We start from the raw sequence: 22,697 nt of genomic DNA, 5'->3' as shown, positions 1-22,697 counted from the left end.
TTGAAAGAGAAGCGTTCGGCGGGCATGTGCCTGTCGCGCCGCGGCTATTTGGCGCGATTCACGAACAGAGACGGGGAGAGAATGCGGGGCGCCTGGCGCTTGTCGATTGCAATTTGGGCTGCCGGGCTGCTGATCCAGCCCGCGATTGCGGCTGCGCAGGAAACGCCTTCGTCGACCTCCAACACGCCCGCAACCGACGCCGTCGGCCCGCGCGAGCTCCAGAACTTCAGCTTGCCCGGAACGGTCACCCGACCCGCCGATCAGCCCGCCACCGGAACGCCCGCGCGTACGACGCCACCGCCCGCCGCACGTTCGCCGGAAGCAGCAACGGAGACGGCTCGACCCGCTCGCCGCGCGACTCCGGCAGAGGAGCGCGCCGCTCCTTCTACACAGACCGCCCAAGCGACCGTGCCGCGTGCTTCGACGCCGATCGAGCAACCGCTGCCGGCCCCGACGATCTCACCCGGATTGCCGCCCGCCACATCAACGCCCTTGGCGACCGCGCCGTCGACATTTGCACCGGAGCCGGAGGCCAGCAGTTCCCGTAGCGGAGGCCTGAAGTTTCTTCCGTGGCTGCTTGCTGCTCTGGCGCTAGGCGCGGGCGGAGCTTTCCTCTTCTACCGCAGCCGTTCGCGTCCAGCGCTGGCCGGTGGCGCCCCGATCGACCTGTTCGTCGCGCCGGAGCCCAAGGCGCCTTCGATACCACCGGCCCCGCGTCCGGCCCCGGCGGCCGTTCAACCCAAACCTGCGCCGGCGCCGCAACCCCTTCCGCAGCCCAGGCCGACATCGCCGGCCTCGCTGGGAGTCGTTTCGACCCGCCTGCGCCCGTGGCTCGAGCTCAGCATGGTTCCACTGCGTTGCATCGTCACCGACGACACAGTGACGTTCGAGTTCGAGCTCGACGTTTTCAATTCGGGCAATGGGCCTGCACGCTCGATCCTCATCGAAGCGAACGTGTTCAACGCCGGCCCGTCGCAGGACCAGGCCATCGCGCGTTTCTTTGCTGAACCGGTGGGCCAAGGCGAGCGGATCGACAGCATCCTGCCGCTCAAGCACCTGATCTTCCGCACGCAGGTTGTCACCCCGCGCGCCAATATCCAGGCGATCGACGCCGGCGAGCGGCAGGTATTCGTGCCTCTGATCGCCTTCAACGTCCTATATTCGGCCGCGTCGAACGACGCGCAAACGTCGCTCAGCTACCTGGTCGGCCGTGAGGGGAATGGCGAGAAGCTGGCGCCGTTCCGGCTCGATCTTGGTCCGCGCCTGTTCCGCGGTCTCGGCGCTCGGCTTCTGCCCGGCGGCGTCCGCCGCTAGAGCACGTCGCTATTGTAGCTGTGCCAGGCGAGCACCGCGGCGGCCCCGCGATAGGGGCGCCATTGCTCCGCCATCTCGCGCAGCTGCTTCTCGCTCGGCTTCTCGGGCAGGCCCATCAACCGGCCTAGCTCGATCAGCACGGCGAGGTCGCCAGCGGGAAAGACGTCCGCCCGGCCCTCGGCGAAGAGCAGGTAGATTTCCGCCGACCAGCGGCCGATGCCTTTGATCTTGGTCAGCAGCGCGATCGCCTCCTCGTCGTCCTGCGGCAGGTTCTCGAGATCAAGTTCCCCGGAAAGCACCAGCCCCGCGAGGCTGCGGATATAGCCCGACTTCTGGCGCGACATGCCGGCGGCGCGGAGTTCCTCGTCGGTCGCTGCGAGCAGCCGCTCAAGATCCGGCGGCGATCCGAACGCCGCTTCCAGTTTAGCCCACATTGAGCGGGCCGCGGCGACACTGACTTGCTGGCCGACGATAGTGCGGAGCAAGGTCTGTGCGCCGCGGTCGCTTGTCCGAGGTTCGGGAACGCCATGCTTCGCAATCACGCCAGCAAAAGCCGGTTCGCGCTTCGCCAGCGCCTCGACATGTTCACGGATGCTGCCGGCAGTGCGAACCATCAGGACACGCTTGCGGCGTAGAGCGCGATAGCCGCAGCGTTCGAAACATTGAGGCTTTCGATGGCGTTGGTGATCGGCAGGCGGGCCAGAGCATCGCAGTGCTCGCGCGTGTTTTGCCTCAGGCCAGCGCCCTCGGCGCCCAGTACGAGCGCGACGCGGGGCGGCCCCAATGCGTCCTTTAGATCGGTGCTGGCGTCGCCCGCCAGGCCGATCCGCCAGAAACCCGCTTCGCCGATCTCCTCCAGCGCGCGGGCGAGATTGACGACGCGCACCCAGGGCACCCGCTCGAGCGCTCCAGATGCCGCCTTGGCGACGACGCCGCTTTCCGGCGGCGAGTGACGGTCCTGCGTGACGATCCCGACCGCGCCGAATGCTGCCGCCGAGCGAAGGATGGCGCCGACATTATGCGGATCGGTAACCTGGTCGAGGACGAGGAGCACCGCCTTCTCCTCGCCAGGTTGGAGGACTTCGTCGAGCCATGCTTCTTCCAGCGGTTCGACCTCGATGACTACGCCTTGATGCGGCGCGTCATGCGGAACGAGGCGGCCAAGGTCGGCAACGTCCGCCAGCGTGACGGCGACGTCCTTCGGAAATTGCATGACCCCTGCGGCATCGCGCGTCGCCCAGGCGCGAAGGACCTTGCGATCGGGATTGTCGAGCGCGGCTGTGACCGCGTGCTTGCCCCACAGGCGGGGCCGGTTCGGGGTTCCATGGCTCTGGTGCGATTTCTTGCGCCGCGACATTCGTCCCCATTGGGGGCGTCGCGCGCGAGGTGCAACCGGCTTAGACGCTGATCGCCCGCCGATGCTCTTCGTTCAGACGGCGATGCCGACGCCACGTGCCGATCGCCAGGATCAGCACGATGGGATAGGCCCAGAAATTGAGCGCGGCCCCGTAGGCGCGCGGTAGCAACTCGCTGTCGATTGCCTTCAGCACATGGCCCAGCATGGTCGTCAGCTGGAGGCCCGCGACCCACAATGGCCAGAAGCGGTCGGAGCGCAGGGCCACCAGCAGAAATCCGGCGAACACTGCAATATCGACCAACATCACCGGCGTCTCGACGCCTTCGAACCGCTGCGAAAGCGGCGAAATGACGAGATGCGTGGTCAATGCGCCCGCGACGCAGATGAGCGCCACGATACGCTCGTCACGGCTTCCGCGCAGGAACGCGTAAATCGCAACGAGCGCAAGCAGGAGTCGGAAGAGGTTTGGGGCCATTACAAGTCCTCAACCGAACATCGGCGCCCGCGTCCGGTCAATGCCTTGCTTCACGCCACGACGCGCAAATTGGCTCGGGCCGTCTGAGGACAATCCTCATCGCCGAATCCGACCGTACGAAGGCCAGGCACCTTGCCCTTGGCGTCCGCCAGCTCTGCATGGCAGGCCGCAATGGCTCCGCGTGCCGCGACCATGCTGCTAAGTGCCGTCGAAAGCTCGACCAGCGCCGGATTGGCGGTGCCGTAGCCGGCATGGGCAATTGAGCTCGCGCGGATCAGCCGGCTCTGCAGCTCGGCAATTTCGCTCAACGTTGTGTCGATCGAATCTTCCACGGCACGAACTTGCGTGGCGACTTCGTAAGCGGCGTTCTCAATCTGATGCTTGCGCATATGACTGCTCCTTCCCGCGGCGACGACAATCGCGCGGATATGCTTGCCGGAGTGAGAAGGAGTATGGTTTCGCTTAGCTCTTCAGAAGCCTGGCGAGGCTTTCGAGTCCGGCGAGATACATGCCCGCCGAAAATGCTGCACCGGTCGCAATTGCAACGACCCAGAACAGCCTCTGGCCGACACTCATCTCATTCCGCGGGTTGTTCCTCGTAGCGAACGGCGGTTGCAAGGAAGGCCGGAGTGAAACGGGCCTCTGCTCGGTTAGGAAACCAGCTTCCCCGACCTTCCCTGCGCGATCAGCGTGCCGAATCTGATGACTGACCGCGGCTTCTGGGTGGTCGGTTTTTGAGTCTGCGGGAATGTACGGCGATTGATGTATCAACCGTTGATATGGGTCTACGCCGGATGCCGCGTACTGCGCGACGAGGCGCGCGGCCTGTGCACGACGTTCGACGCCCAGGATCGCAAGCGACTGTCGGATACGCTGGTCGACCGTGTGCGGAGATATCTTGAGCTCGGTCGCGATTTCCTTGGATGAGAGGTGCTGGCCGACAAGGCGCAAGCAGTCGAGTTGGCCGGCCGTCAGGCGGCTTACGCGACGCGCCATGTCGTCCTCGCGAGCGGGTTCATCTTGACCCCCGGCGGTGTCACTCACGACCCCCGCCTCCTTTAAAGCTAAGCCCCCGCGAAACATAGCGGTACTCCCCGAGCAACGAGTCCGTCGGGGACATTATGCCAATCCTCACAGGATAGCCAGTTTTCTGCGGATTTTCGGCAATTTCAGTTGCACTCATGTCAGTAACACGCGGCGTCCTAACCAAGGTTAGTCCGCTCGCCGACGCTTCCGGATGACAGAGGGATGGTGGAGAGGGCTGGATTCGAACCAGCGTACGACAACGTCGGGCAGATTTACAGTCTGCTGCCTTTAACCACTCGGCCACCTCTCCACGAGGTTGCCACGCACAAACCATCCGCTGGATGGGCGAGCGTGGCTACGGCAGGCGCGCCACATGGCGGCGCTCAATTGCTGTGTCAACGCGCTCCATGAAACGCGGTGCCAAGTCGCCGCCGGGCAACATGCCCCCGGCATGTCACTTATCCGGCGCGCTCCACTTCAAACCAAATGGTTGAAGTGGAGCGGGTGAAGGGAATCGAACCCTCGTCGTAAGCTTGGAAGGCTTCTGCTCTACCATTGAGCTACACCCGCTCGTGAAGCGGCCATTGCCATCGCATGGCCGAACGCGTCAACCGATTAGCCGGGTTGACCGTGCGCAAGCCACTGCCGTACCAAGCGATTCGCATGACGTACCTGAACGCCATCGCTGCAACCTCGACCGTTCACCTCTGGTGGCGTGGATCGACCTTTGCGGCGCGATGGCGCGACTGATCGATTAGCCAAACGATCATCGACTGCCCGCCCGCCACTGGCGGGCTTTTTTGTTTCAGGTGAAATTTCATGTCCCAAGGTTTGACTCTTCGGAAGGAGGTTGCCCCTCCTCACGGTTCGGCTGTCCCGGTCGACATTCCGGTTCCGAATCCCTTGCCCAAGCTCCTGTCCGGCGAGGACCTGCCGGCGGAAGATGCCGAGCATCTCTTCGAGCGGCTGGTCCTCGGGCGCCTTGAACCCGCCGAAATCGCCGGCATGCTGATCGCGCTTCGGATGAAGGGCGAAACGGCCGACGAAATGATCGGGGCCGCGCATGCCTTGTTCGCGGCTGCCGAGCCGTTCGAGCGGCCGGATTATCTCTACGCCGATTGCTGCGGCACGGGCGGCGACGGATCGGGGCTGATCAATGTGTCGACCGCAACGGCGTTCGTCGCGGCAGCAGCAGGCTTGCCAATAGCCAAGCACGGCAATCGCAGCGTCAGCTCACGCTGCGGCTCGGCGGACGTGCTCGAAGCGCTTGGCGCGCGGATCGACGTTCCGAGCGACAAGGCGCGATCGCTTCTCGATCAGACCGGCTTCTGCTTCCTCTTCGCGCCGGCCTATCATCCGGGCATGAAGCACGCGGCACTGGTTCGCCGCCAGCTTTCGGTGCGAACGGTGATGAACCTCCTCGGTCCGTGCGTAAATCCGGCGCGTCCGCCGGTTCAATTGCTCGGGGTTGCCGATCCGAAGATGCTTCGGCGGATCACGCAGACGCTCGATGCGATCGGGGTCGAGGAGGCACTTGTCGTCCATGGTTCCGGGCTCGATGAGGTCGCACTCCACGGTGAAACGCGGGCGCTCCGATTGTCCAACGGCGCCATTACCGAACTTGAGATCACACCGGAGGACGCCGGGCTTGAACGGGCGCCGCTGAGCGTCGTGACTGGCGGCGATGCGGCAGAGAATGCGGCGCGGCTTCGGGCTTTGCTGGAGGGGCGCGGAACGCAGGCCGACAACGACATCGTCATCCTCAACACCGCTGCGCTTCTTCACACGGCGGGCAAGGCGGCGACGTTGAAGGATGCGGCGGGAGAAGCACGTGAAGCGTTGCAGTCCGGCAAGGCGGGTAAGGTGCTCGACAATTATATCGAGGCGAGCCGTGGCTGAACCGGTTGGAGTTCTAGGCAAGATCGCCGATGCAAAGCGTATTGAGCTGCGCGAGCGGTTCAATGGTGCGTCGATCGACGCGCTACGCTTACGCGCGAAGCCGACCGAGCGTAGCCTCCTGATGGCGCTCGCAAAGCCCGGCGCCCGTTTCATCCTGGAGATCAAGAAAGCCTCTCCGTCCGGCGGCGCAATCCGGCCGCACGCGAACTCCGCTGCAATCGCGCGCGGTTATGCCGGCGTTGCCGACGCGCTCAGCGTACTCACCGACGCGCAACACTTCGGCGGGTCGGTCGACGATCTCGCGGCCGCGCGTCGCGAGTTCGAAGGGCCGATCCTTGCCAAGGACTTTTTCATGGACCCCCGGCAGGTCGTGGAGGCGCGTATCGCGGGGGCCGACGCAGTGCTCGTCATGCTGTCATTGCTCGATGACGAGCATGCGCAGGAGATCATCGCCGAGGCCCGGCGTTTTGGCATGGACGCGCTGGTCGAAGTGCATGAGGAGACCGAGATGCGCCGCGCGCTCGCGCTTCGTGCGCCGCTGATCGGCATCAACAACCGCGACCTACGCGACCTGAGCATCGATCTGCGGACGACGGAGCGGCTGGCGGCAATGGCACCGGATCGCGTGCTGGTGTCCGAATCCGGCATCAACACGCGGGCCGACGTCGATCGCCTCGCGCCGCGCGTGGACGCCTTCCTGGTCGGCTCGTCGCTAATGCGCGCGAGCGATCCCGCGCAGGCGGCGCGCGAACTGATCTTCGGGCGCACCAAATTGTGCGGTTTGAACAGCGGTGCCGACATGCGCGCCGCCCGGCCGGCGGCATTTGCCGGCTTCGTCTTCGTTCCCGGCAGCCCTCGCCACGTGACCGCAGACGAAGCCGCGCCGCTGGCCGGTACTTCAAGACTGAGCGGAATCCTGCCGGTTGGCGTTTTCCGTGATGCTCCCCTTGGCGTGGTCACGGACATTGCGACGCTGCTGAACCTCCATGCCGTTCAACTTCATGGCCATGAGGACGTTGAATATGTCCGCGCACTTCGCCGCGAGTTGCCGAGCGCTTGCGAGATATGGACCGCGCTCAGCGTCGGACGAGAACCGCTCACGAGACGCGGCGGCGACCGGCTGGTGTTCGACAGTGCGGAAGGCGGTAGTGGACGCAGCTTCGACTGGTCGCTGGTGAAGGATCATCCGGAGCTCGATCGCGCTTTGCTCGCAGGGGGGATCGGCGCGCAGAATGCGCGGGCCGCGCAGCAGCTCGGCGCCTACGCAATCGATATCGGTTCGTCGGTCGACCAGCGGCCCGGGTTCAAGTCCGCTGACAAGATCAAGGGCTTGTTCGATTTTCTCCGTGCCGACTGTCGCCAGCGATTACGCGAATGCGCCTAAGCGGTCGCTTCGGCCGGTTCGGCGGCTGCTACGTTCCCGAAATCCTCGTCCCCGCGCTCGAACAGCTCGAGGCGGCCTTTCTTGACGCGCAGGGCGATCCGGCGTTCGTGGCCGAGCTCAATGGCCTGCTCGCCAATTATGCCGGCCGCCCAACACCGCTGACGCGCTGCCGCAATCTGCCCGGCAACATCTATTTGAAGCGAGAGGACCTGCTTCACGGCGGCGCGCACAAAACGAATCAGGTGCTCGGACAGGGGTTGCTCGCAAAGCGCATGGGCAAGACCCGGCTGATTGCCGAAACCGGCGCCGGTCAGCATGGCGTGGCCACCGCCATCGTCGGCGCGCTGTTGGGCTTCGAAACGGTCATTTACATGGGCGCCGAAGACGTGGCCCGGCAGCAGCTCAACGTCTTCCGCATGGAGTTGATGGGCGCGAAGGTCGTGCCTGTCGAAAGCGGCGGGCACACGCTGAAGGACGCCATAAACGAAGCGCTTCGTGATTGGTCGGCAACCTTTGCCGACACGCATTATTTGCTTGGGACCGCCGCGGGCCCGCACCCTTTCCCGACGATGGTCCGCGAATTCCAGCGGATCATCGGCCGCGAGGCGCGTGCGCAAATGATCGAGCAGTTGGGTCGTCTGCCTGACGCCGTAATCGCCTGTGTCGGCGGCGGTTCAAACGCTATCGGCCTGTTCGCCGATTTCATCGACGATGACGTTCGGCTCATCGGCGTGGAAGCGGCAGGGAAAGGTCTCAACGGCGCCGATCACGGTGCCACGCTTCTGCGCGGCACGCCCGGCATCCTCCACGGCGCCGAAACCTACGTTCTGCAAGACGGCGACGGGCAGATCACGGACACCTGGTCTGTTTCCGCGGGCCTCGACTATCCGGCGGTCGGGCCGCAGCATGCGTACCTGAAGGACTGCGGCCGGGCGGACTATGTCGGTGCCACCGATGACGAGGCGCTGGCCGCGTTCACAGCATTGGCCGAGAAAGAGGGCATTCTATGCGCTTTCGAGTCAGCGCACGCGCTCGCTCATGCCCTGGAGCTTGCCGAGGCTGAGCCCGAAAGCGCGATCCTCGTCGGCCTGTCCGGGCGCGGTGACAAGGACGTCGCGCAGGCGCAGCAGCTGCTCGGCCTTTCGGCATGAGCCGATATGCTGCGATGTTCGACCGCCTTGGGGACGAAGGCGCGTTCGGAGCATTCCTCATGCTCGGCGATCCGGGCCTCGAGACCAGCGCCAGCTTGCTCGACGCCGTGGTCGAGGGCGGTGCCGACATGGTTGAGGTCGGCATTCCATTCTCGGATCCGGTCGCGGACGGGCCGGTCATCCAGGCGGCTGCCCAGCGTGCGCTGGCATCAGGCGTTCGAGTCGGCGACTGCTTCGACCTGATCGCGCGATTCCGCAGCCGGCATCCCGACGTGCCGGTCGGTATCCTGACTTACGCCAATCTCGTCGTGGCCCGCGCGGGCTTCATGCGAGACGCCGCGGAAGCGGGCGCCGACAGCCTGCTGATCGCCGACGTTCCCGCGCTGGAAGCTGAACGCTTCGCGTTGGAAATGGAGCAGGCAGGCGTCGAACCTGTCCTGATTGCCGCGGCCAATACGCCGGAGCCGACGTTGAATCAGATCGCGCAGCTTTCGAAAGCCTACACTTACTGCGTTAGCCGCGTCGGCATCACTGGCACGCACGCCGGTGGTGAATTCGACGTTGGCCTCGTCGAGCGGCTGAAACGATCCGGTGCACCGGCGCCCGTTTTCGGCTTCGGCATCTCAAAGCCGGAGCACGTACGTGCAGCCCTCGACGCCGGCGCCAGGGGCGTCATCTGCGGTTCGGCGATCGTCGACCTTGTCTCGCGCGGCGGCGACGTCGCCACCTTTGTGCGCACACTCAAAAACTCGACACGGAACGAGTCGACGGCGCATTGATTGAATCGCCCCACAAGAGGAGGCGAATGTCATGGCTGCGCGACCGATCTGGCGAGGACAAATCCGGCTGGCGCTGGTGTCCATCCCTGTCGAGCTTTACTCGGCCACCAAGAGTGGGGCGGCGATCCAGTTCCATCAGGTGCACGAGCCCAGCGGCAAGCGCATCAAATATGAAAAGGTCGTGCCAGGCATCGGGCCGGTCGATCGCGACGAGATCGTCAAAGGCTATGAGGTGTCGAAGGGCCATTACGTCCTGCTCGACCCCGAGGAGATCGAGAGCGTCAAGCTGGAGAGCCGTAAGACGCTCGACCTCGTCGAGTTCGTCGACACCAACGACATCGACGCCATGTATTACGACAAGCCCTATTTTGTGGTGCCTGCCGACGATCTGGCTGAAGAGGCCTATGTCGTCCTTCGTGACGCGCTGAAGGCGGCGAAGAAGATCGGCGTCGGCCAGCTTGCCATGCGGGGCCAGGAATATGTGGTCGCGATCAAGCCTTGCGGGCGCGGCATGTTGCTGGAGACGCTGCGTTACGCAGACGAGGTCAACAAGTCGCAGTCTTATTTCCGAGAGATCGGCGACCATGAGCCGGATGCCGACCTGCTCGACATGGCGGCGATGCTGATTGAGCGGAAGACCGGCAAGTTCGATCCGAGCGAGTTCCACAATCGCTACGTCGACGCGCTGCACAAGCTGATCGAGGAGAAGCAGTGCAAGAAGGGCGAGAAGGTCATTCAGGATCCCGACGCCGACGAGGGCCCGCCCAAGGGTTCGAACGTCATCGACCTGATGGCGGCGCTGAAGAAAAGCCTCGGCGACGACAAGACGGCCAACGACAAGGGAACGGCCAAGAAAACGACCGCCAGGAAACCCGCACCGCGGCACGCGCCGAAAAAGGCGCCGGCCAAGAAGGCCGCGGTTGGGGGACGGAAACGCTAGGCCATGGCCCGCAAGGTTCCGCTCGATATCGAGACCTACAATCGCAAGCGCGACTTCTCGAAGACCAAGGAGCCGCGTGGGCGGAAGCTGAAGGGCAAGGGCGACAGTTTCGTTGTCCAGAAGCATGACGCGTCGCGGTTGCACTGGGACTTCCGGCTGGAGCTCGACGGCGTCCTCAAGAGCTGGGCAGTGCCCAAGGGCCCGAGCCTCGACCCGGACGAAAAGCGACTTGCCATGCGCACGGAGGACCACCCGCTCGACTACGGTACGTTCGAGGGCACGATCCCCAAGGGCGAGTATGGCGGCGGGACGGTGATGCTCTGGGACCAGGGGCGCTGGATCCCCCAGCTGTCCAAGGACCCGAGCAAGACGATCGAGGAGGGGCATCTCCACTTCACGCTCGAAGGCGATCGCATGAAGGGCGAATGGGTGATGTTCCGGCTCAAGCCGCGGCGCGGCGAGAAGGCAGAGCCGTGGATGCTGAAAAAGGTGACCGATGATTATGCGGACCCCGACGACGGCAACGCACTCGTCGACAATTGCGTGACGAGCGTCACCACGGGGCGGACGATGGCGGAAATTGCGACGGGCGAGGATGTGTGGCGCTCCAACCGCGGCGGTCAGAAGGGCGGCCGTGGCAAGCGAAAGGCGAGTGCGGCGCCGCCTGCGTTCGAACAGCCGCAGCTGGCGACGCTCGTCGACGACGTGCCCACCGGCAACGGCTGGATCCACGAGTATAAGTACGACGGCTACCGCTTGCTGCTGGCGGTCGGCGACGGCGTCGCAACGGCGTGGACCCGCAATGCCAAGGACTGGAGCGACAAGTTCAAGACGCTGGTCAAAGCCGCGGCGAAGCTGCCTGCCGGGTGCCTTATCGATGGTGAGGCGGTCGCGATCGACGACAATGGAAAACCGAGCTTCCAGCTTCTCCAGTCGACGCTGAAGGAAGCCAAGGGCGCCAACCTCGTCTTCTACGCTTTCGACCTGTTGGTCGATCGGGGAGAGGATATCCGCAAGCTGCCGCAGATCGAACGCAAGGCGCGGCTCGCGGCGATGCTCGAGGGCGTGTCGCCGCCGATCCTCTACGGCGACCATGTTGTCGGTCGGGGCGAGGCCCTGTTCAACGAGGTCTGCAAGCAGGGCGGCGAGGGCATTGTCTCGAAGAAGGCGGACGCACCATATCGCGGCACGCGCACGCGCTGCTGGTTGAAGGTCAAATGCATTCAGCGCCAGGAATTCGTGATCGTCGGCTGGTCGGAAAGCGACAAGCGCCTTGGCTTCCGCGCGCTGCTGCTGGCGGCGAAGGAGAAGCGCAAGCTGACATATGTCGGTAAGGTCGGCACCGGTTTCAGCGGCAAGCTCATCGAAGAAATGATGGGCCGAATGAAACCGCTCGAGGTCGACAAGGCGCCTGTCGAAGTGCCGCGCGCAGACCGCAAGGGTGCGCACTTCATCGAGCCGAAGCTGGTTGCCGAGATTGCCTTCACCGAATTCACCAACGAAGGTATTCTTCGCCATCCGAGCTTCATCGGGCTGCGCGAGGACAAGCCCGCCAAGGATGTGGTCGTCGAAACGCCGAAATACCTGAAGAAGGCGGAGAAAAAGTCCGAACGGCCAACGGCCGAAAGTCTGGGCATCAAGATCAGCAGCCCCGAGCGTGTGATCTATCCCGAAGACGGCCTCACCAAGCTCGACCTCGCCAATTACTACGCCGCTGTCGACCCGCTCATCATGATCGACGCCGCACGTCGGCCGATGACTTTGATTCGCTGTCCCCAGGGCCGTGCCAAGAAGTGCTTCTTCCAGAAGCACGACAGCGGCACCTTCGGGCCGGACGTGAAGCACATCCCCATCAAGGAAAAGGATGGGGAGATGCAGGACTATCTCTATTTCGACGACATCAAAGGGCTGCTTGCCTGCGTGCAAATGGGCACGGTGGAATTCCACGGCTGGGGCAGCAAGGTTGACAAGATCGAGTATCCCGACCGGCTGGTATTTGACCTCGATCCCGACGTCGGGCTCGACTTCGCCAAGGTGAAGGAAGCGGCGCTGCGGCTGAAAGCGCTGCTCGGCGACCTGGGGCTCAAGACCTTCCCATTGCTTTCAGGGGGAAAGGGCATCCACGTTGTCGTTCCGCTAGATGCGTCGAAAGATTGGCCGACGGTCAAAAGCTTTGCCGACCGCTTCAGCCGCGCTATCGCCGAGGCCGAGCCGGAGATGTTCACGGCGAACATCCGCAAGGTGCAACGGCAGGGCCGCATCTTCCTCGACTGGTTGCGCAATCAGCGCGGCGCCACGGCGGTCATGCCCTACTCGGCGCGCGCCCGAGAAGGCGCGCCGGTGTCAGCACCCATCGCATGGGAAGAGCTCGACCGGTACGATAGCGGCGGCCACTTCAGCATTCGCGACGCCGACGAGCTGATCGAGCGCGCGGGATCGAAGCTGCTTGCAGGCTGGGGCAAGGCGAGCCAAGCCTTGCCGGATGCGTAAGTCTTTCGCCGCCGCACTCTTCCCGCTCCTCCTCACCCTTACCGCAGCGACGCTGCCGATCCCTCAGCACGGGATGCGCGAGTGGAGGGAGCGGGCGGCGCGCGTAACCATCGTGCGCGACGATTGGGGCATCGCGCACATCCATGGGAAAACCGACGCCGACGCAGTCTTCGGCATGATCTATGCGCAGGCCGAGGACGACTTCCCGCGTATCGAGGCTAATTACCTGACAAGTCTTGGACGCACGGCCGAGGCGGAGGGCGAGGACGCGATCTGGCAGGATTTGCGCGCACTGCTCTACGTCAGCGAGAACGAGCTGAAGGCAGACTACCGGAAAAGCCCGCAATCGATGCGGCGGCTGATGGACGCGTGGGCGGATGGACTGAATTACTTCCTCGCATTGCACCCGCAGACGAAACCGCGCGCCATCAAGCGCTTCGAGCCATGGATGGCGCTGAGCTTCACCGAGGGCAGCATCGGCGGGGATATCGAGCGCATCGACCTCAAGCAGCTCCGCGCCTTTTACTCGGGCAAGCCGATGGTCGCCGCGCTCGCGCCGTGGACCGAGCGTCAAGGCTCCAACGGCATCGCCATCGCGCCGAAAATCACCGCGAACGGTAACGCGCTGCTCCTGATCAACCCGCACACCAGCTTCTACTTCCGGTCGGAACAGCAGGTGACGAGCGGTGAGGGACTCAACGCCTATGGCGCGTCCACCTGGGGCCAATTCTTTATTTACCAGGGCTTCAACGCCCATGCCGGCTGGATGCACACGTCGAGCGGCGTCGATAGCGTCGACGAGTTTGCCGAGAAGGTGGAGCGGCGCGGCAAGGGTTTCTGCTACCGTTACGGAGCCGAGTGCCGGCCGCTGACTGTTCGGCCAATCACTATCAAATTCCGGAGGGCGGACGGCAAGTTCGTCACGCGCAGCTTCACCACTTATCGCACGCACCACGGTCCGATCGTCCGCGCCGCTAATGGCCGCTGGATCGCGTTTGCCATGATGGATCGCCCGGTCGTGGCGCTGCAGCAGAGCTTCCTCCGGACGAAGGCGACCGACCTAGCCTCGTTTCTGCGCATCGCGGACTTCAAGGCGAATAGCTCCAACGACACCCTGTTTGCCGACGACCGCGGGGAGATCGCCTATCTCCACCCGCAGTTCGTTCCGATTCGCAACGACCGTTTCGACTACACTAAGCCTGTTGATGGCAGCGATCCCGCAACGGACTGGCGGGGCAACCATGCGCTCGGCGAGCTGCCGAGCGTGCTAAACCCGGCGAGCGGCTGGGCGCAGAACACCAATGCGTGGCCCTATCGAGCCGCTGGGCCGGACAGCCCGAAGCAGGTGCGGTTCCCCCGCTACATGGACACCGACGGAGAGAATTATCGCGGGCTCCACGCGCACCAGCTTCTGACTGGCGGCAGGGGTTGGACGCTCGAGAGGCTGCAGTCAGCCGCCTACGACAGCTACCAACCGGGCTTCGCAGTGCTCATCCCCTCGTTGCTGCGCGCTTATGACGCGCTTCCGAAAGACGGTCGCAAGCTGACGCTTGCAGGGCCGGTCGCGGTCCTGCGGTCGTGGGACTATCGCTGGAGCGCGGACTCGGTCGCGCAATCGGTCGCCGTGCTCTGGGGAAAATATCTCCGTGAAGTGATCGCTGAGCCCGCCAGCGAGCCCGGAAACAGGAAGATGATGCGTCTTGCGCGCGACACCTCTGACGAAGACAAGCTGCGAGCGCTTGAGCAAGCGATGAACGAGTTGCGCGACATCGGTCACGGCCGCTGGCAAGTCCCGTGGGGCGAGATCAACCGCTTCCAGCGGGCTTCCAACGCGATCGTTCAGCAGTTTAGCGATGCAGCGCCGAGCATCCCCGTCCCATTCGCTCCGGCAGCCTACGGCTCGCTTGCGTCTTTCGAGCAGCGCACGCCTTCCGCGACCAAGCGCACCTACGGCACTTACGGCAACAGTTTCGTCGCGGTCGTGGAGTTCGGAAAGCGGGTTCGCGCGCATGCCATCACCGCCGGGGGCGAGAGCGGCGATCCCGCGTCGAAGCACTTCAACGACGAAGCGCCGCGCTACGCGGCGGGCAATCTACGCGAGGTCTACTTCTATCCGGACCAGCTCAAGGGGCACACGGAGCGGACTTATCACCCGGGCGACTGATCAGCGGGTTCGAGGATCCGTGTGAGCGGCTTCTTAAGCGCGACGATGACCAGGGCGCTGACGAGCGAGATGGCGGCGTCCATCGTCCAGAACGCGCCATTACCCATCTGGTCGTAAAAGCTGCCGACCCAGCCCATGATCGCGGAGCCGAAGAACAGCGCCAGATAGGTTCCACCCATCAGCGTCGCATTCACCTTCGGCGGCGCGGCGCTCGACACGAGCGAGAGCGCGATCGGCCAGTACCACATGAAGCCGACGCCCATGCCGAACCAGCCGAGCAGAGGCCAGACGACCGACACGCGCCCGTCGCTTCCCGCCGTCAGACAGCCGAGGGCCAGGAGCAGCGCGGACAAACCGGTTATAAACGCGCCGAGCGCGATCTTGGTGATGCTTACCGGCTCGGACTTGCGGCGCGCCTGCCATGCCCAGAGCGCAATGAGAACTGGTGCGATGACAATGCTCGCAAAGCTGTCGACCGAGTTGAACCAACTCGCGGGCACGGTTCCGAACGGCGAGGCGAGATCGACATGGCCGTCGACCCAGACCACGCCGATGTTCCAGACCATCGTGTACGTGACGCTGACCGGGATCATCAGCGCGATAACGGCGAGCAGGCACCAAGTGCGGACTGTCTCGTCGTGCGTCAGTGGAGGGTGGACGACCTTCTCCGATCGCACTTCGCGGTGGCTCGGCAGCGTCCGCGACCCGATCAAATAGACGATCAGCGCCAGCAGCATCAGTGCGGCCGCAAGCGCGAAACCCGCGTGCCAGCCATAAACGATCGCCGTCGTTCCCGTCGCGATTGGCCCTGCAACGGCGCCGATGTTGATCGCGGTCGAGAAGATCGTGAACCCGCGCTCGCGCAGCGACTCCGCATCCTTGGGATAAAGCGTGCCGACCTGCGCGGCGATGTTTCCTTTCAGGAATCCCGATCCGACGATCAGCAAAATCAGGGCGATCAAGAAGGTCGCGTCGAGCGACATGGCCAGATGGCCCGCGCTCATCAGCAGCGCGCCGGCGACGACCGTGCGCTTGGTGCCTAGCCAGCGGTCTGCGACCCAACCGCCGATCAGCGGCGTGAAATAGACGAGCCCGCCGTACCAGCCATAAATCAGCGACGCGAATGCCTGATCCGACATCGGCCCGCGGAACTCGAAGAGATGCCGGAGGCCCGCGAGTCCGATCACATGTTCGACGTGGCCGGGGAGAAGCAGCTGCTTGCGCATGTACAGCGCCAGAAGCGCCGTCATGCCGTAGTACGAAAAGCGCTCTGCAAGCTCGGTTCCGGCGAGGACGGCGAGCCCGATTGGATGCTTGCCCCTCACGCTCCCGAGCGCCGGCCTATAGCCCGGCGAACTTGTCGGTAGCTCGCACCAAGCCGTCCAGCACGCCAGGCTCGCTGAACAGATGCCCGCCGTCAGGAATGATGTTCAGTTCGACCTCGGGCCACGCCTTCTTGAGCTTCCACGCGGCGACCGGCGGTGTGCAGGTATCGTGGCGGCCCTGGACGATGACACCGGGGATGCCGCGCAGCTTCTCGGCGCCGCGCAGTAGCTGGCCTTCCTCGAACCAGCCGTTGGTGGCCATGTAATGGTTCTCGATCCGAGCGACCGCGACAGCGACTTCGGGCGAAGTAAAATGCTCGATTGTCGAGGCACTCGGAAGCAGTGTGACTATGTCGCCTTCCCACTTGCTCCACGCTTGCGCGGCACGAAGCTGCTCAGTCTTGTCGTCGCCGGTCAGCCGCTTGCGGTAGGCTTCGACCAGGTCGCCGCGCTCGGCCTCCGGGATCGGCGCCAGGAATTCATCGAATTTGTCCGGATAGATCTGCGACGCGCCGCCATCCTTGTACATCCAGTCGATCTCATACTGATCAAACAGGAAGATGCCGCGAAGGATGATTTCGGTCGCGCGCTCCGGATATTTCTGGGCGTAAGCGAGCGAGAGCGTCGAGCCCCAGCTGCCGCCGAATACCTGCCATTTTTCGACTTTGGAAACCTGCGTGCGCAGCTTCTCGATATCGTCGACCAGGTCCCAGGTCGTGTTGTTCTCGAGGCTCGCGTAAGGCGTCGACTTGCCGCAGCCGCGCTGGTCGAACACCAGGATCTTGTACTTGTCCGGGTTCCACTGCCGCCGATGGTCGGGGCTCGAGCCGCCGCCCGGACCGCCGTGAAGCATCACGGCCGGCTTTCCGTTGGGATTTCCGGTCAGTTCCCAATAGAGCTTATGGCCGTCACCGACGTCGAGAAAGCCCGTCTCATAGGGCTCGATCTCCGGATATAGGCTCCGGCGCGTGGTGGCTGGCATGTCCATCAGAAACTGAATTCCTCATAGATGTGGGACAGCTCGCCGCCCCACTCCTGCTCATACTTCTGCAAAAGGCGGTCGGCGGGGGTCATGCCCATTGCAACGACGTCGCGCAATGGATCAAGGAAACCGCCCTCATTGTCGCCGGCGCTATTGAGGCGCGCGCGGCGCGTGAGGCCGTCCGCGGAAACATTCAGCACGCGACGTGCGAAATCGCGCATGGTCTCACCGTCGGGCGTAACCGCTTCAAGCGCGAGGCGGGGCACGTCATGGCGCAGCTTCTCGCGCCCGTCGATGCTCCAATGTTTCACGAGATCCCACGCTGCATCGAGCGCCTGAGCGTCATAAAGCAAGCCGACCCAGAAAGCGGGAAGGCCGCAGATCCGGCTCCAGCGTCCACCGTCCGCGCCGCGCATTTCGAGGAAGCTCTTCAGCCGCACTTCCGGGAAAGCGGTCGAGAGGTGATCGGTCCAGTCGGTAATGGTCGGCTTTTCGCCCGGAAGCTGCGGCAACTTGCCATCGAGGAAATCGCCGAATCGCTCGCCCGCGACGTCGATGTACTTCCCGTCGCGATAGACGAAGTACATCGGCACGTTCAGCGCATAATCGAGGTAGCGCTCGTATCCGAACCCATCCTCGAACACGAAGGGCAGCATGCCCGTGCGATCAGGGTCCGTGTCTTCCCAGATGTGGCTGCGGAAACTCTTGAAGCCGTTGGGCTTGCCTTCCGTGAAAGGCGAATTGGCGAACAGCGCGGTCGCCACCGGCTGCAGTGCCAGGCCGACGCGGAATTTCTTCACCATGTCGGCTTCGGACGAATAATCGAGGTTCACCTGGATCGTGCAGGTGCGAAGCATCATGTCGAGGCCGAGGCTGCCGACCTTCGGCATGTAATTGAGCATGATCGCGTAGCGGCCCTTAGGCATGATCGGCAGCTCGGCGCGCGTCTTGTCGGGCCACATGCCGAGACCCAGGAAGCCGAGACCGAGCCGCTCGCCGATTGCTTTGCATTGATCGAGGTGGCGCGCCGCTTCCGCACAGGTCTGATGGAGGTTTTCGAGCGCGGCGCCGCTGAGCTCGAACTGGCCGGCAGGCTCCAGGCTGATGTTCCCATCTACCCCGCTAAGCGCGATGACGTTGCCGTTCTCGATGACCGGCTCCCAGCCATATTCGGTGAGGCCGTTGAGCAGGTCCCGGATGCCGCCGGGCTCGTCGTAGCTCGGCGCGCGATGGTCGGCGAGGCGATACACGAACTTCTCGTGCTCGGTACCGATGCGCCAGCGTTCGGCGGGTTTTTCGCCGCGCGCGAAGACCGACAAGAGGTCGTCACGGCTCTCGATGAGCGGGCTGGCACGGTCGTCGGTTCGCGTTGTCATTTGCAACGCGCCCTAGCTTCGCCGCTGCGTCAGCGCCAGTCGCCTGCTGTTGTCATGTAAGCGGCGATGGCCGCGAGGGCAGCTGTCTCGGCCCGTAGGATACGCGGACCGAGCGAGATGGCGACGCTATTCGGCGCGGCGCGGACAAGCGCGCGTTCGCCGTCGGTGAACCCGCCTTCGGGTCCGGTCAGAATCGTGGACGGGCCGGGCTTGAATGACGCAGCGGCAGCCGCGCCGCCGTTTTCGTCGGCGAAATAGAGGGCACGTTCCTCATCCCGATCCGCGAGAAAACGGCTCAAAGACACTGGCTCCGAAACGTTTGGGACGATCGTGCGTCCGCATTGCTCCGACGCTTCGATCGCAATGGCCTGCAATCGTTCGAGCTTCACGCGCTCGGCGACCGTTCGCTGGGTCATCACCGGCAGCAGGCGAGCAACGCCAAGCTCCGTGGCCTTTTCGATGAGCCAGTCGGTTTGTGTGCGCTTCACGGGTGCGAAGGCGAGCCAGACGTCGGGGATCGTTTCCGCCTCCCGCGTCTGGCGCTCGACGCTGAGCGTCATCCTTTTCTTGTCGGCATCGGCGATGCGCGCGAGCCACTCGCCGGACTTTCCGTCGAACACCAGCAGCTCAGCGCCCGCGCCGAGGCGCATCACATTGCCGAGATAGTTCGCCTGGCCCGCATCGAGTTCGACGCTCGCGCCCTCGCTGAGCGGCGATCTTACGAACAGGCGGGGGAGGCTCTTTGGCGGCCAAGCGGGCGTCGCGGGCATATGCGCGGCTTAGCGGCTGCTCGCGCCCGCCGCTACGCCGTCTGTCCCTGCGCGGGACGGTTAACGGGCAACGGCTCCCGCGCCGCAATGGATAATGTAGCTTTCACCATCTTGCAGAATGGGAGCGAAACATGGGCTGGGGTAAAGAAGAGCAAAGGCGCGAGAGGCGCCGGCCGGTCGACCTGGTCGGTCTGGCGTTCCGTCCGGACGGCAGCCGGTCGGTTGTCGAAGTCTCGGACATTTCGTTCGAAGGCTGTCAGTTCACTGGTGACAAGTTCGGGCCGCAAGAGGCGCTTCGCCTCGTCATACCCGACCGCGGCGAAATGGACGCGAAGGTTCGCTGGGCGTCGAACGGTAAGATCGGCGCCTGCTTCGATTCGGCCGAGGGGCTGGAAGGCGCGGTATCGACGCGTGAGCGCAAGGCGCTGAATCAGATCCGCTCGCTGAATTATGGCTCTGGCCGTGTGTTTGGCCGTCGAGGGCTCGCTTAACCGCCACTCCATTCCCTTGGGCTGACGGCCAAGCTGCACTCGGCTAGGCCGTCAGCCCATGGCCGCTAATACCGACATCGTTCCCGACAGCGAGCGGCGCGGATTCATTGGCGCGTTGCCGCCGCGCATTCGGCCGTTCGCGTCGCTGATGCGGCTCGACCGGCCGATCGGAACCTGGCTGCTCTATTGGCCGTGCGCGTGGAGCGTCGCGCTCGCTGGGGTCGACGGCAGATGGTTCTTGTTCCTGTGGCTGGCGCTCGGCGCTTTCGCGATGCGTAGTGCGGGTTGCGTCTACAACGACATCGTCGATCGGGAGCTTGACCGGAATGTCAAGCGAACGCGGCTGAGGCCGTTGGCGAGCGGGCGCGTGTCGCTCGGCGCTGCCTGGCTCCTCATCGGACTCTTGTGCGTCATCGGCGTCATCGTGCTGCTCCAGCTCAACGTCACAGCCGCGATCATTTCGCTCGTGAGCATTCTACCGGTCGCGTCGTACCCGTTCATGAAGCGCATCACCTGGTGGCCGCAGGCCTGGCTCGGCCTGGTCTTTTCCTGGGGAGCGCTGGTCGGATGGCCGGCCGTGACGGGAAAGCTCGAATGGCCGGCGATTCTTCTTTGGCTTGGCAGCGTGGCTTGGGTGGTCGGCTACGACACGCTCTACGCGATTCAGGACATCGAGGATGACTCGCTGGTCGGCGTAAAATCGTCGGCGAGGCGTCTTGGTAACAAAGCTGCGGTTGGTGTTGGTGCCTGTTACGCGGCGGCATTGCTCCTGTGGTGCGCGGCGGTGTGGTCCGTCCGTTCCGACTGGCTGGCCATTGTTACATTGGTACCGGCGGCGCTCCACCTCGCCAACCAGTCCCTACGCGCGGACCCTCAGGATGGCGAGCTGGCGCTGCGGCTGTTCCGGTCTAACCGCACCTGCGGCTTGCTCGTGTTCCTCGCGATGCTGGTCGTCGGGCTCACCTCGCGCTAGGCGCCCCGGCCATGCAAGTACCCGAAGACGCACAACGGATCGCCGAGTCCCTGGTCGAACGCGGCATTGCCGCCGGCGCCTCCGCCGCAGACGCCCTTTACGTCGGCGGCAGCTCGTCGAGCGTCGAAGTACGCCTTGGCGAGCTCGAGGCTGTAAGCCGATCGGAAGGCGAGCAAATCGGACTGCGGCTGTTCGTCGGCCAGCGCTCGGCGACGGTGGCCAGTTCCGATTTGTCCGACGAAGTGCTTGGCACGCTGGTCGAGCGCTGCCTCGCAATGGCTAACGAAGCACCCGAGGATTCCTATTCGGGGCTCGCACCTGAGGTACTTTTGGAGCGTGGCGAACTGCCGTGGCTCGACAGCTACGACCCGTTCGAGCCCGATCCGTCCGAGTTGAAATCGCGCGCGTTGGAAGCGGAACGCGCTGCACTGGCCGTCGAGGGCGTGACCAACTCAAGCGGCGCGAGCGCATCCGCCTCGGGAAATATCATGGCCTTAGCAACTTCGGGCGGCTTCTCGGGCGCCTATCGCAGCAGTGGGCATGGCTGCTCGGCGTCAGTGGTGGCGGGGGAGGGCGCAACGATGCAGCGCGACCACGCCTGGCACAGCGCCCGCTTCCTCGAAGACTTGGACAATGTGGCGGAAATCGGTGCCAAGGCCGGTGCCCGCGCGGTCGCGAGGCTCAATCCGACCCGGCCAAAACCCGGCAAATATCCGGTCATCTTCGACCCGCGAGTGTCGTCGAGCCTTCTCAGCCACTTCTCCGGCGCGATCAGCGGGTCCTCGGTCGCTCGCAAGACGAGCTTCCTGCAGGACAAGATGGGCGAGGCGATCTTTGCCAGGGGTGTGACGATCGTCGACGATCCCTTGCGACTTCGCGGGCTGCGGTCACGCCCCTTCGATGCTGAAGGCGTGCACGTCGCCCGGTGCGAACTTGTGTCGAACGGTGTCCTAAAGAGTTGGATTGCAGAGAGCGCGTCAGCCCGGCAGCTGGGCATCGAGCCGACCGGTCACGCCGCGCGCGGGGCGGGCGGTGCGCCGGGCGCCGCGCCCAGCAATCTCTATATCGAAGCCGGACAGCGGAGCCGCGAGGAATTGCTCTCCGTCTTTCCCGAAGCGGTGCTGATTATCGAGCTGATCGGGCAGGGCGTGAACGCCGTGACCGGCGACTACAGCCGTGGCGCCGTCGGATTCATGGTCCGGGGCGGCGAAATCGCGGAGCCGGTTGCCGAGATCACGATCGCTTCGAACCTGATCGACATGTTCGCGACGCTAGAGCCGGGGGCGGATCTCGAGTTCCGGCGCGGAATCGACGCGCCGACAATCCTCATACCGGAAATGACGGTCGGCGCGGCTTAGGCGTCGGCGGCGATTCGCGGGACTCGCAGCCGCGGAATTTCGATTTTCGGGCAGCGGTCCATCACGACCTTGAGGCCGGCTGCCTCGGCACGGGCAGCAGCTTCCTCGTTGATCACGCCGATCTGCATCCATACCGCCTTGGCGCCGACGAAGATCGCCTGTTCCACCGCCTCGGCCGCCATTTCAGGCCGACGGAAGATGTCAACAATGTCGATCGGCACGCCGATCTGAGCCAGCTCCCGCCAGACGAATTCGCCAAGCACATGCTCGCCGGTGATCTGCGGGTTCACGGGGATGGTCCGATAGCCCCAGTCCTGCAGGAACTTCATCACGCCATATGATGGTCGATTGGGGCGGTCAGATGCGCCGACGACCGCAATCGTTCGCGCATTGGTCAGCAACTCGGCAATGTCTTCGTCGCGGGTCAGGGGCATCGAAACATT

Annotated in this window: 22 protein-coding genes and 2 tRNA genes; 12 read left to right on the top strand and 12 right to left on the bottom strand. The window is 64.2% G+C overall.

Annotation, left to right across the window (positions count from 1 at the left end; translation table 11 throughout):
• The first annotated feature begins 99 nt into the window (after nt 1–99).
• The gene (locus ABD704_RS07430) at nt 100–1,314 is read left to right on the top strand and encodes a hypothetical protein (RefSeq protein WP_344699046.1); all 1,215 of its coding nucleotides are present in this window, start codon (nt 100–102) and stop codon (nt 1,312–1,314) included.
• Here ABD704_RS07430 and ABD704_RS07425 read toward each other — a convergent pair.
• From ABD704_RS07425 to ABD704_RS07395, 7 genes are all read right to left on the bottom strand, one after another.
• A complete protein-coding gene (locus tag ABD704_RS07425; RefSeq protein ID WP_344699045.1) occupies nt 1,311–1,928 on the bottom strand; it encodes a DNA-3-methyladenine glycosylase family protein in 618 nt (205 codons plus the stop codon). The two genes, ABD704_RS07430 and ABD704_RS07425, sit on opposite strands and share 4 nt — an antisense overlap.
• Nucleotides 1,928–2,671: a 23S rRNA (guanosine(2251)-2'-O)-methyltransferase RlmB gene (gene rlmB, locus ABD704_RS07420; protein ID WP_344699044.1), complete on the bottom strand. Its 744-nt coding sequence runs from the start codon at nt 2,669–2,671 to the stop codon at nt 1,928–1,930. The genes ABD704_RS07425 and rlmB overlap by 1 nt, the downstream gene beginning before the upstream one ends.
• Nucleotides 2,672–2,711: 40 nt before the next feature.
• On the bottom strand, nt 2,712–3,146 hold the full coding sequence (locus ABD704_RS07415) for a hypothetical protein (RefSeq protein WP_344699043.1): 435 nt from the start codon (nt 3,144–3,146) through the stop codon (nt 2,712–2,714).
• Nucleotides 3,147–3,196: 50 nt separating this feature from the next.
• Nucleotides 3,197–3,535 carry a hypothetical protein gene (locus ABD704_RS07410; protein WP_344699042.1) on the bottom strand — a complete coding sequence of 113 codons (339 nt, stop codon included), beginning with the start codon at nt 3,533–3,535 and terminating at the stop codon, nt 3,197–3,199.
• 73 nt (nt 3,536–3,608) lie between these two features.
• Entirely contained in the window at nt 3,609–4,190 is a 582-nt protein-coding gene (locus ABD704_RS07405; RefSeq protein WP_344699041.1) for a response regulator transcription factor, read from the bottom strand.
• Between the two features lie 205 nt (nt 4,191–4,395).
• Nucleotides 4,396–4,482: transfer RNA gene (locus ABD704_RS07400), tRNA-Tyr, on the bottom strand.
• A gap of 186 nt (nt 4,483–4,668) precedes the next feature.
• Nucleotides 4,669–4,742: transfer RNA gene (locus tag ABD704_RS07395), tRNA-Gly, on the bottom strand.
• Nucleotides 4,743–4,766: 24 nt separating this feature from the next.
• On the opposite strand from ABD704_RS07395, the gene ABD704_RS07390 reads away from it, so the two are divergent.
• The 8 genes from ABD704_RS07390 (at nt 4,767) to ABD704_RS07355 (ending at nt 14,979) form a co-directional block, all read left to right on the top strand.
• Entirely contained in the window at nt 4,767–4,922 is a 156-nt protein-coding gene (locus tag ABD704_RS07390) for a hypothetical protein (protein ID WP_344699040.1), read from the top strand.
• A gap of 153 nt (nt 4,923–5,075) precedes the next feature.
• A complete protein-coding gene (gene trpD, locus ABD704_RS07385; protein ID WP_344699039.1) occupies nt 5,076–6,071 on the top strand; it encodes an anthranilate phosphoribosyltransferase in 996 nt (331 codons plus the stop codon).
• Complete coding sequence (trpCF, locus tag ABD704_RS07380) at nt 6,064–7,455, top strand: bifunctional indole-3-glycerol-phosphate synthase TrpC/phosphoribosylanthranilate isomerase TrpF (protein ID WP_344699038.1); 1,392 nt, start codon at nt 6,064–6,066, stop codon at nt 7,453–7,455. Before trpD ends, trpCF begins: the two co-directional genes overlap by 8 nt.
• A complete protein-coding gene (gene trpB / locus ABD704_RS07375) occupies nt 7,446–8,606 on the top strand; it encodes a tryptophan synthase subunit beta (protein ID WP_344699036.1) in 1,161 nt (386 codons plus the stop codon). The genes trpCF and trpB overlap by 10 nt, the downstream gene beginning before the upstream one ends.
• On the top strand, nt 8,603–9,385 hold the full coding sequence (trpA, locus tag ABD704_RS07370; protein WP_344699034.1) for a tryptophan synthase subunit alpha: 783 nt from the start codon (nt 8,603–8,605) through the stop codon (nt 9,383–9,385). The genes trpB and trpA overlap by 4 nt, the downstream gene beginning before the upstream one ends.
• 31 nt (nt 9,386–9,416) lie before the next feature.
• Nucleotides 9,417–10,325, top strand: a complete 909-nt coding sequence (gene ku / locus ABD704_RS07365; RefSeq protein WP_344699033.1) for a non-homologous end joining protein Ku — start codon at nt 9,417–9,419, stop codon at nt 10,323–10,325.
• 3 nt (nt 10,326–10,328) lie between these two features.
• Nucleotides 10,329–12,815: a DNA ligase D gene (ligD, locus tag ABD704_RS07360; protein WP_344699032.1), complete on the top strand. Its 2,487-nt coding sequence runs from the start codon at nt 10,329–10,331 to the stop codon at nt 12,813–12,815.
• The gene (locus tag ABD704_RS07355) at nt 12,808–14,979 is read left to right on the top strand and encodes a penicillin acylase family protein (protein WP_425565414.1); all 2,172 of its coding nucleotides are present in this window, start codon (nt 12,808–12,810) and stop codon (nt 14,977–14,979) included. The genes ligD and ABD704_RS07355 overlap by 8 nt, the downstream gene beginning before the upstream one ends.
• On the opposite strand, the gene ABD704_RS07350 is transcribed toward ABD704_RS07355, so the two are convergent.
• Genes ABD704_RS07350 through ABD704_RS07335 form a run of 4 tightly spaced genes read right to left on the bottom strand, consistent with a single transcriptional unit; the run spans nt 14,964 to nt 19,432 of the window.
• Nucleotides 14,964–16,304, bottom strand: a complete 1,341-nt coding sequence (locus ABD704_RS07350; protein ID WP_344699031.1) for a peptide MFS transporter — start codon at nt 16,302–16,304, stop codon at nt 14,964–14,966. The two genes, ABD704_RS07355 and ABD704_RS07350, sit on opposite strands and share 16 nt — an antisense overlap.
• A 16-nt stretch (nt 16,305–16,320) precedes the next feature.
• Nucleotides 16,321–17,292 (bottom strand): prolyl aminopeptidase, encoded by a 972-nt coding sequence (gene pip, locus ABD704_RS07345; protein WP_344699030.1) that lies wholly within the window; start codon nt 17,290–17,292, stop codon nt 16,321–16,323.
• Complete coding sequence (locus ABD704_RS07340) at nt 17,292–18,662, bottom strand: glutamate--cysteine ligase (protein ID WP_344699029.1); 1,371 nt, start codon at nt 18,660–18,662, stop codon at nt 17,292–17,294. The genes pip and ABD704_RS07340 overlap by 1 nt, the downstream gene beginning before the upstream one ends.
• 29 nt (nt 18,663–18,691) lie before the next feature.
• The gene (locus ABD704_RS07335) at nt 18,692–19,432 is read right to left on the bottom strand and encodes a 16S rRNA (uracil(1498)-N(3))-methyltransferase (RefSeq protein WP_344699028.1); all 741 of its coding nucleotides are present in this window, start codon (nt 19,430–19,432) and stop codon (nt 18,692–18,694) included.
• Between the two features lie 131 nt (nt 19,433–19,563).
• Between ABD704_RS07335 and ABD704_RS07330 the strand changes: the two genes are divergently transcribed.
• From ABD704_RS07330 to ABD704_RS07320, 3 genes are read left to right on the top strand one after another with little or no spacing between them, the layout of a single operon-like run.
• Entirely contained in the window at nt 19,564–19,923 is a 360-nt protein-coding gene (locus ABD704_RS07330; RefSeq protein WP_344699027.1) for a PilZ domain-containing protein, read from the top strand.
• 58 nt (nt 19,924–19,981) lie between these two features.
• Nucleotides 19,982–20,896 (top strand): 4-hydroxybenzoate octaprenyltransferase, encoded by a 915-nt coding sequence (ubiA, locus tag ABD704_RS07325; protein WP_344699026.1) that lies wholly within the window; start codon nt 19,982–19,984, stop codon nt 20,894–20,896.
• Between the two features lie 11 nt (nt 20,897–20,907).
• Nucleotides 20,908–22,254: a TldD/PmbA family protein gene (locus ABD704_RS07320; protein WP_344699025.1), complete on the top strand. Its 1,347-nt coding sequence runs from the start codon at nt 20,908–20,910 to the stop codon at nt 22,252–22,254.
• Here the strand turns inward: ABD704_RS07320 and ABD704_RS07315 are convergent.
• Nucleotides 22,251–22,688, bottom strand: a complete 438-nt coding sequence (locus ABD704_RS07315; protein WP_344699023.1) for a CoA-binding protein — start codon at nt 22,686–22,688, stop codon at nt 22,251–22,253. The genes ABD704_RS07320 and ABD704_RS07315 overlap by 4 nt on opposite strands.
• Nucleotides 22,689–22,697: the final 9 nt, after the last annotated feature.

Origin of the sequence: Sphingomonas limnosediminicola (assembly GCF_039537965.1) — a bacterium.
Lineage (GTDB): Bacteria > Pseudomonadota > Alphaproteobacteria > Sphingomonadales > Sphingomonadaceae > Sphingomicrobium > Sphingomicrobium limnosediminicola.
Note: the sequence above shows the minus strand (reverse complement) of the source record. Positions and strands in the feature narration are given on the sequence as shown.

Coding starts and splice junctions, on each gene's coding strand:
- ABD704_RS07340 (WP_344699029.1), bottom strand. CDS start 18,662: ATGACAACGCGAACCGACGACCGTGCCAGCCCGCTCATCGAGAGCCGT.
- ku (WP_344699033.1), top strand. CDS start 9,417: ATGGCTGCGCGACCGATCTGGCGAGGACAAATCCGGCTGGCGCTGGTG.
- trpA (WP_344699034.1), top strand. CDS start 8,603: ATGAGCCGATATGCTGCGATGTTCGACCGCCTTGGGGACGAAGGCGCG.
- ligD (WP_344699032.1), top strand. CDS start 10,329: ATGGCCCGCAAGGTTCCGCTCGATATCGAGACCTACAATCGCAAGCGC.
- ABD704_RS07410 (WP_344699042.1), bottom strand. CDS start 3,535: ATGCGCAAGCATCAGATTGAGAACGCCGCTTACGAAGTCGCCACGCAA.
- ABD704_RS07425 (WP_344699045.1), bottom strand. CDS start 1,928: ATGGTTCGCACTGCCGGCAGCATCCGTGAACATGTCGAGGCGCTGGCG.
- ABD704_RS07415 (WP_344699043.1), bottom strand. CDS start 3,146: ATGGCCCCAAACCTCTTCCGACTCCTGCTTGCGCTCGTTGCGATTTAC.
- ABD704_RS07315 (WP_344699023.1), bottom strand. CDS start 22,688: ATGCCCCTGACCCGCGACGAAGACATTGCCGAGTTGCTGACCAATGCG.
- rlmB (WP_344699044.1), bottom strand. CDS start 2,671: ATGTCGCGGCGCAAGAAATCGCACCAGAGCCATGGAACCCCGAACCGG.
- trpB (WP_344699036.1), top strand. CDS start 7,446: ATGCGCCTAAGCGGTCGCTTCGGCCGGTTCGGCGGCTGCTACGTTCCC.
- ABD704_RS07330 (WP_344699027.1), top strand. CDS start 19,564: ATGGGCTGGGGTAAAGAAGAGCAAAGGCGCGAGAGGCGCCGGCCGGTC.
- ABD704_RS07320 (WP_344699025.1), top strand. CDS start 20,908: ATGCAAGTACCCGAAGACGCACAACGGATCGCCGAGTCCCTGGTCGAA.
- pip (WP_344699030.1), bottom strand. CDS start 17,292: ATGGACATGCCAGCCACCACGCGCCGGAGCCTATATCCGGAGATCGAG.
- ABD704_RS07335 (WP_344699028.1), bottom strand. CDS start 19,432: ATGCCCGCGACGCCCGCTTGGCCGCCAAAGAGCCTCCCCCGCCTGTTC.
- ABD704_RS07390 (WP_344699040.1), top strand. CDS start 4,767: ATGGCCGAACGCGTCAACCGATTAGCCGGGTTGACCGTGCGCAAGCCA.
- ubiA (WP_344699026.1), top strand. CDS start 19,982: ATGGCCGCTAATACCGACATCGTTCCCGACAGCGAGCGGCGCGGATTC.
- ABD704_RS07355 (WP_425565414.1), top strand. CDS start 12,808: ATGCGTAAGTCTTTCGCCGCCGCACTCTTCCCGCTCCTCCTCACCCTT.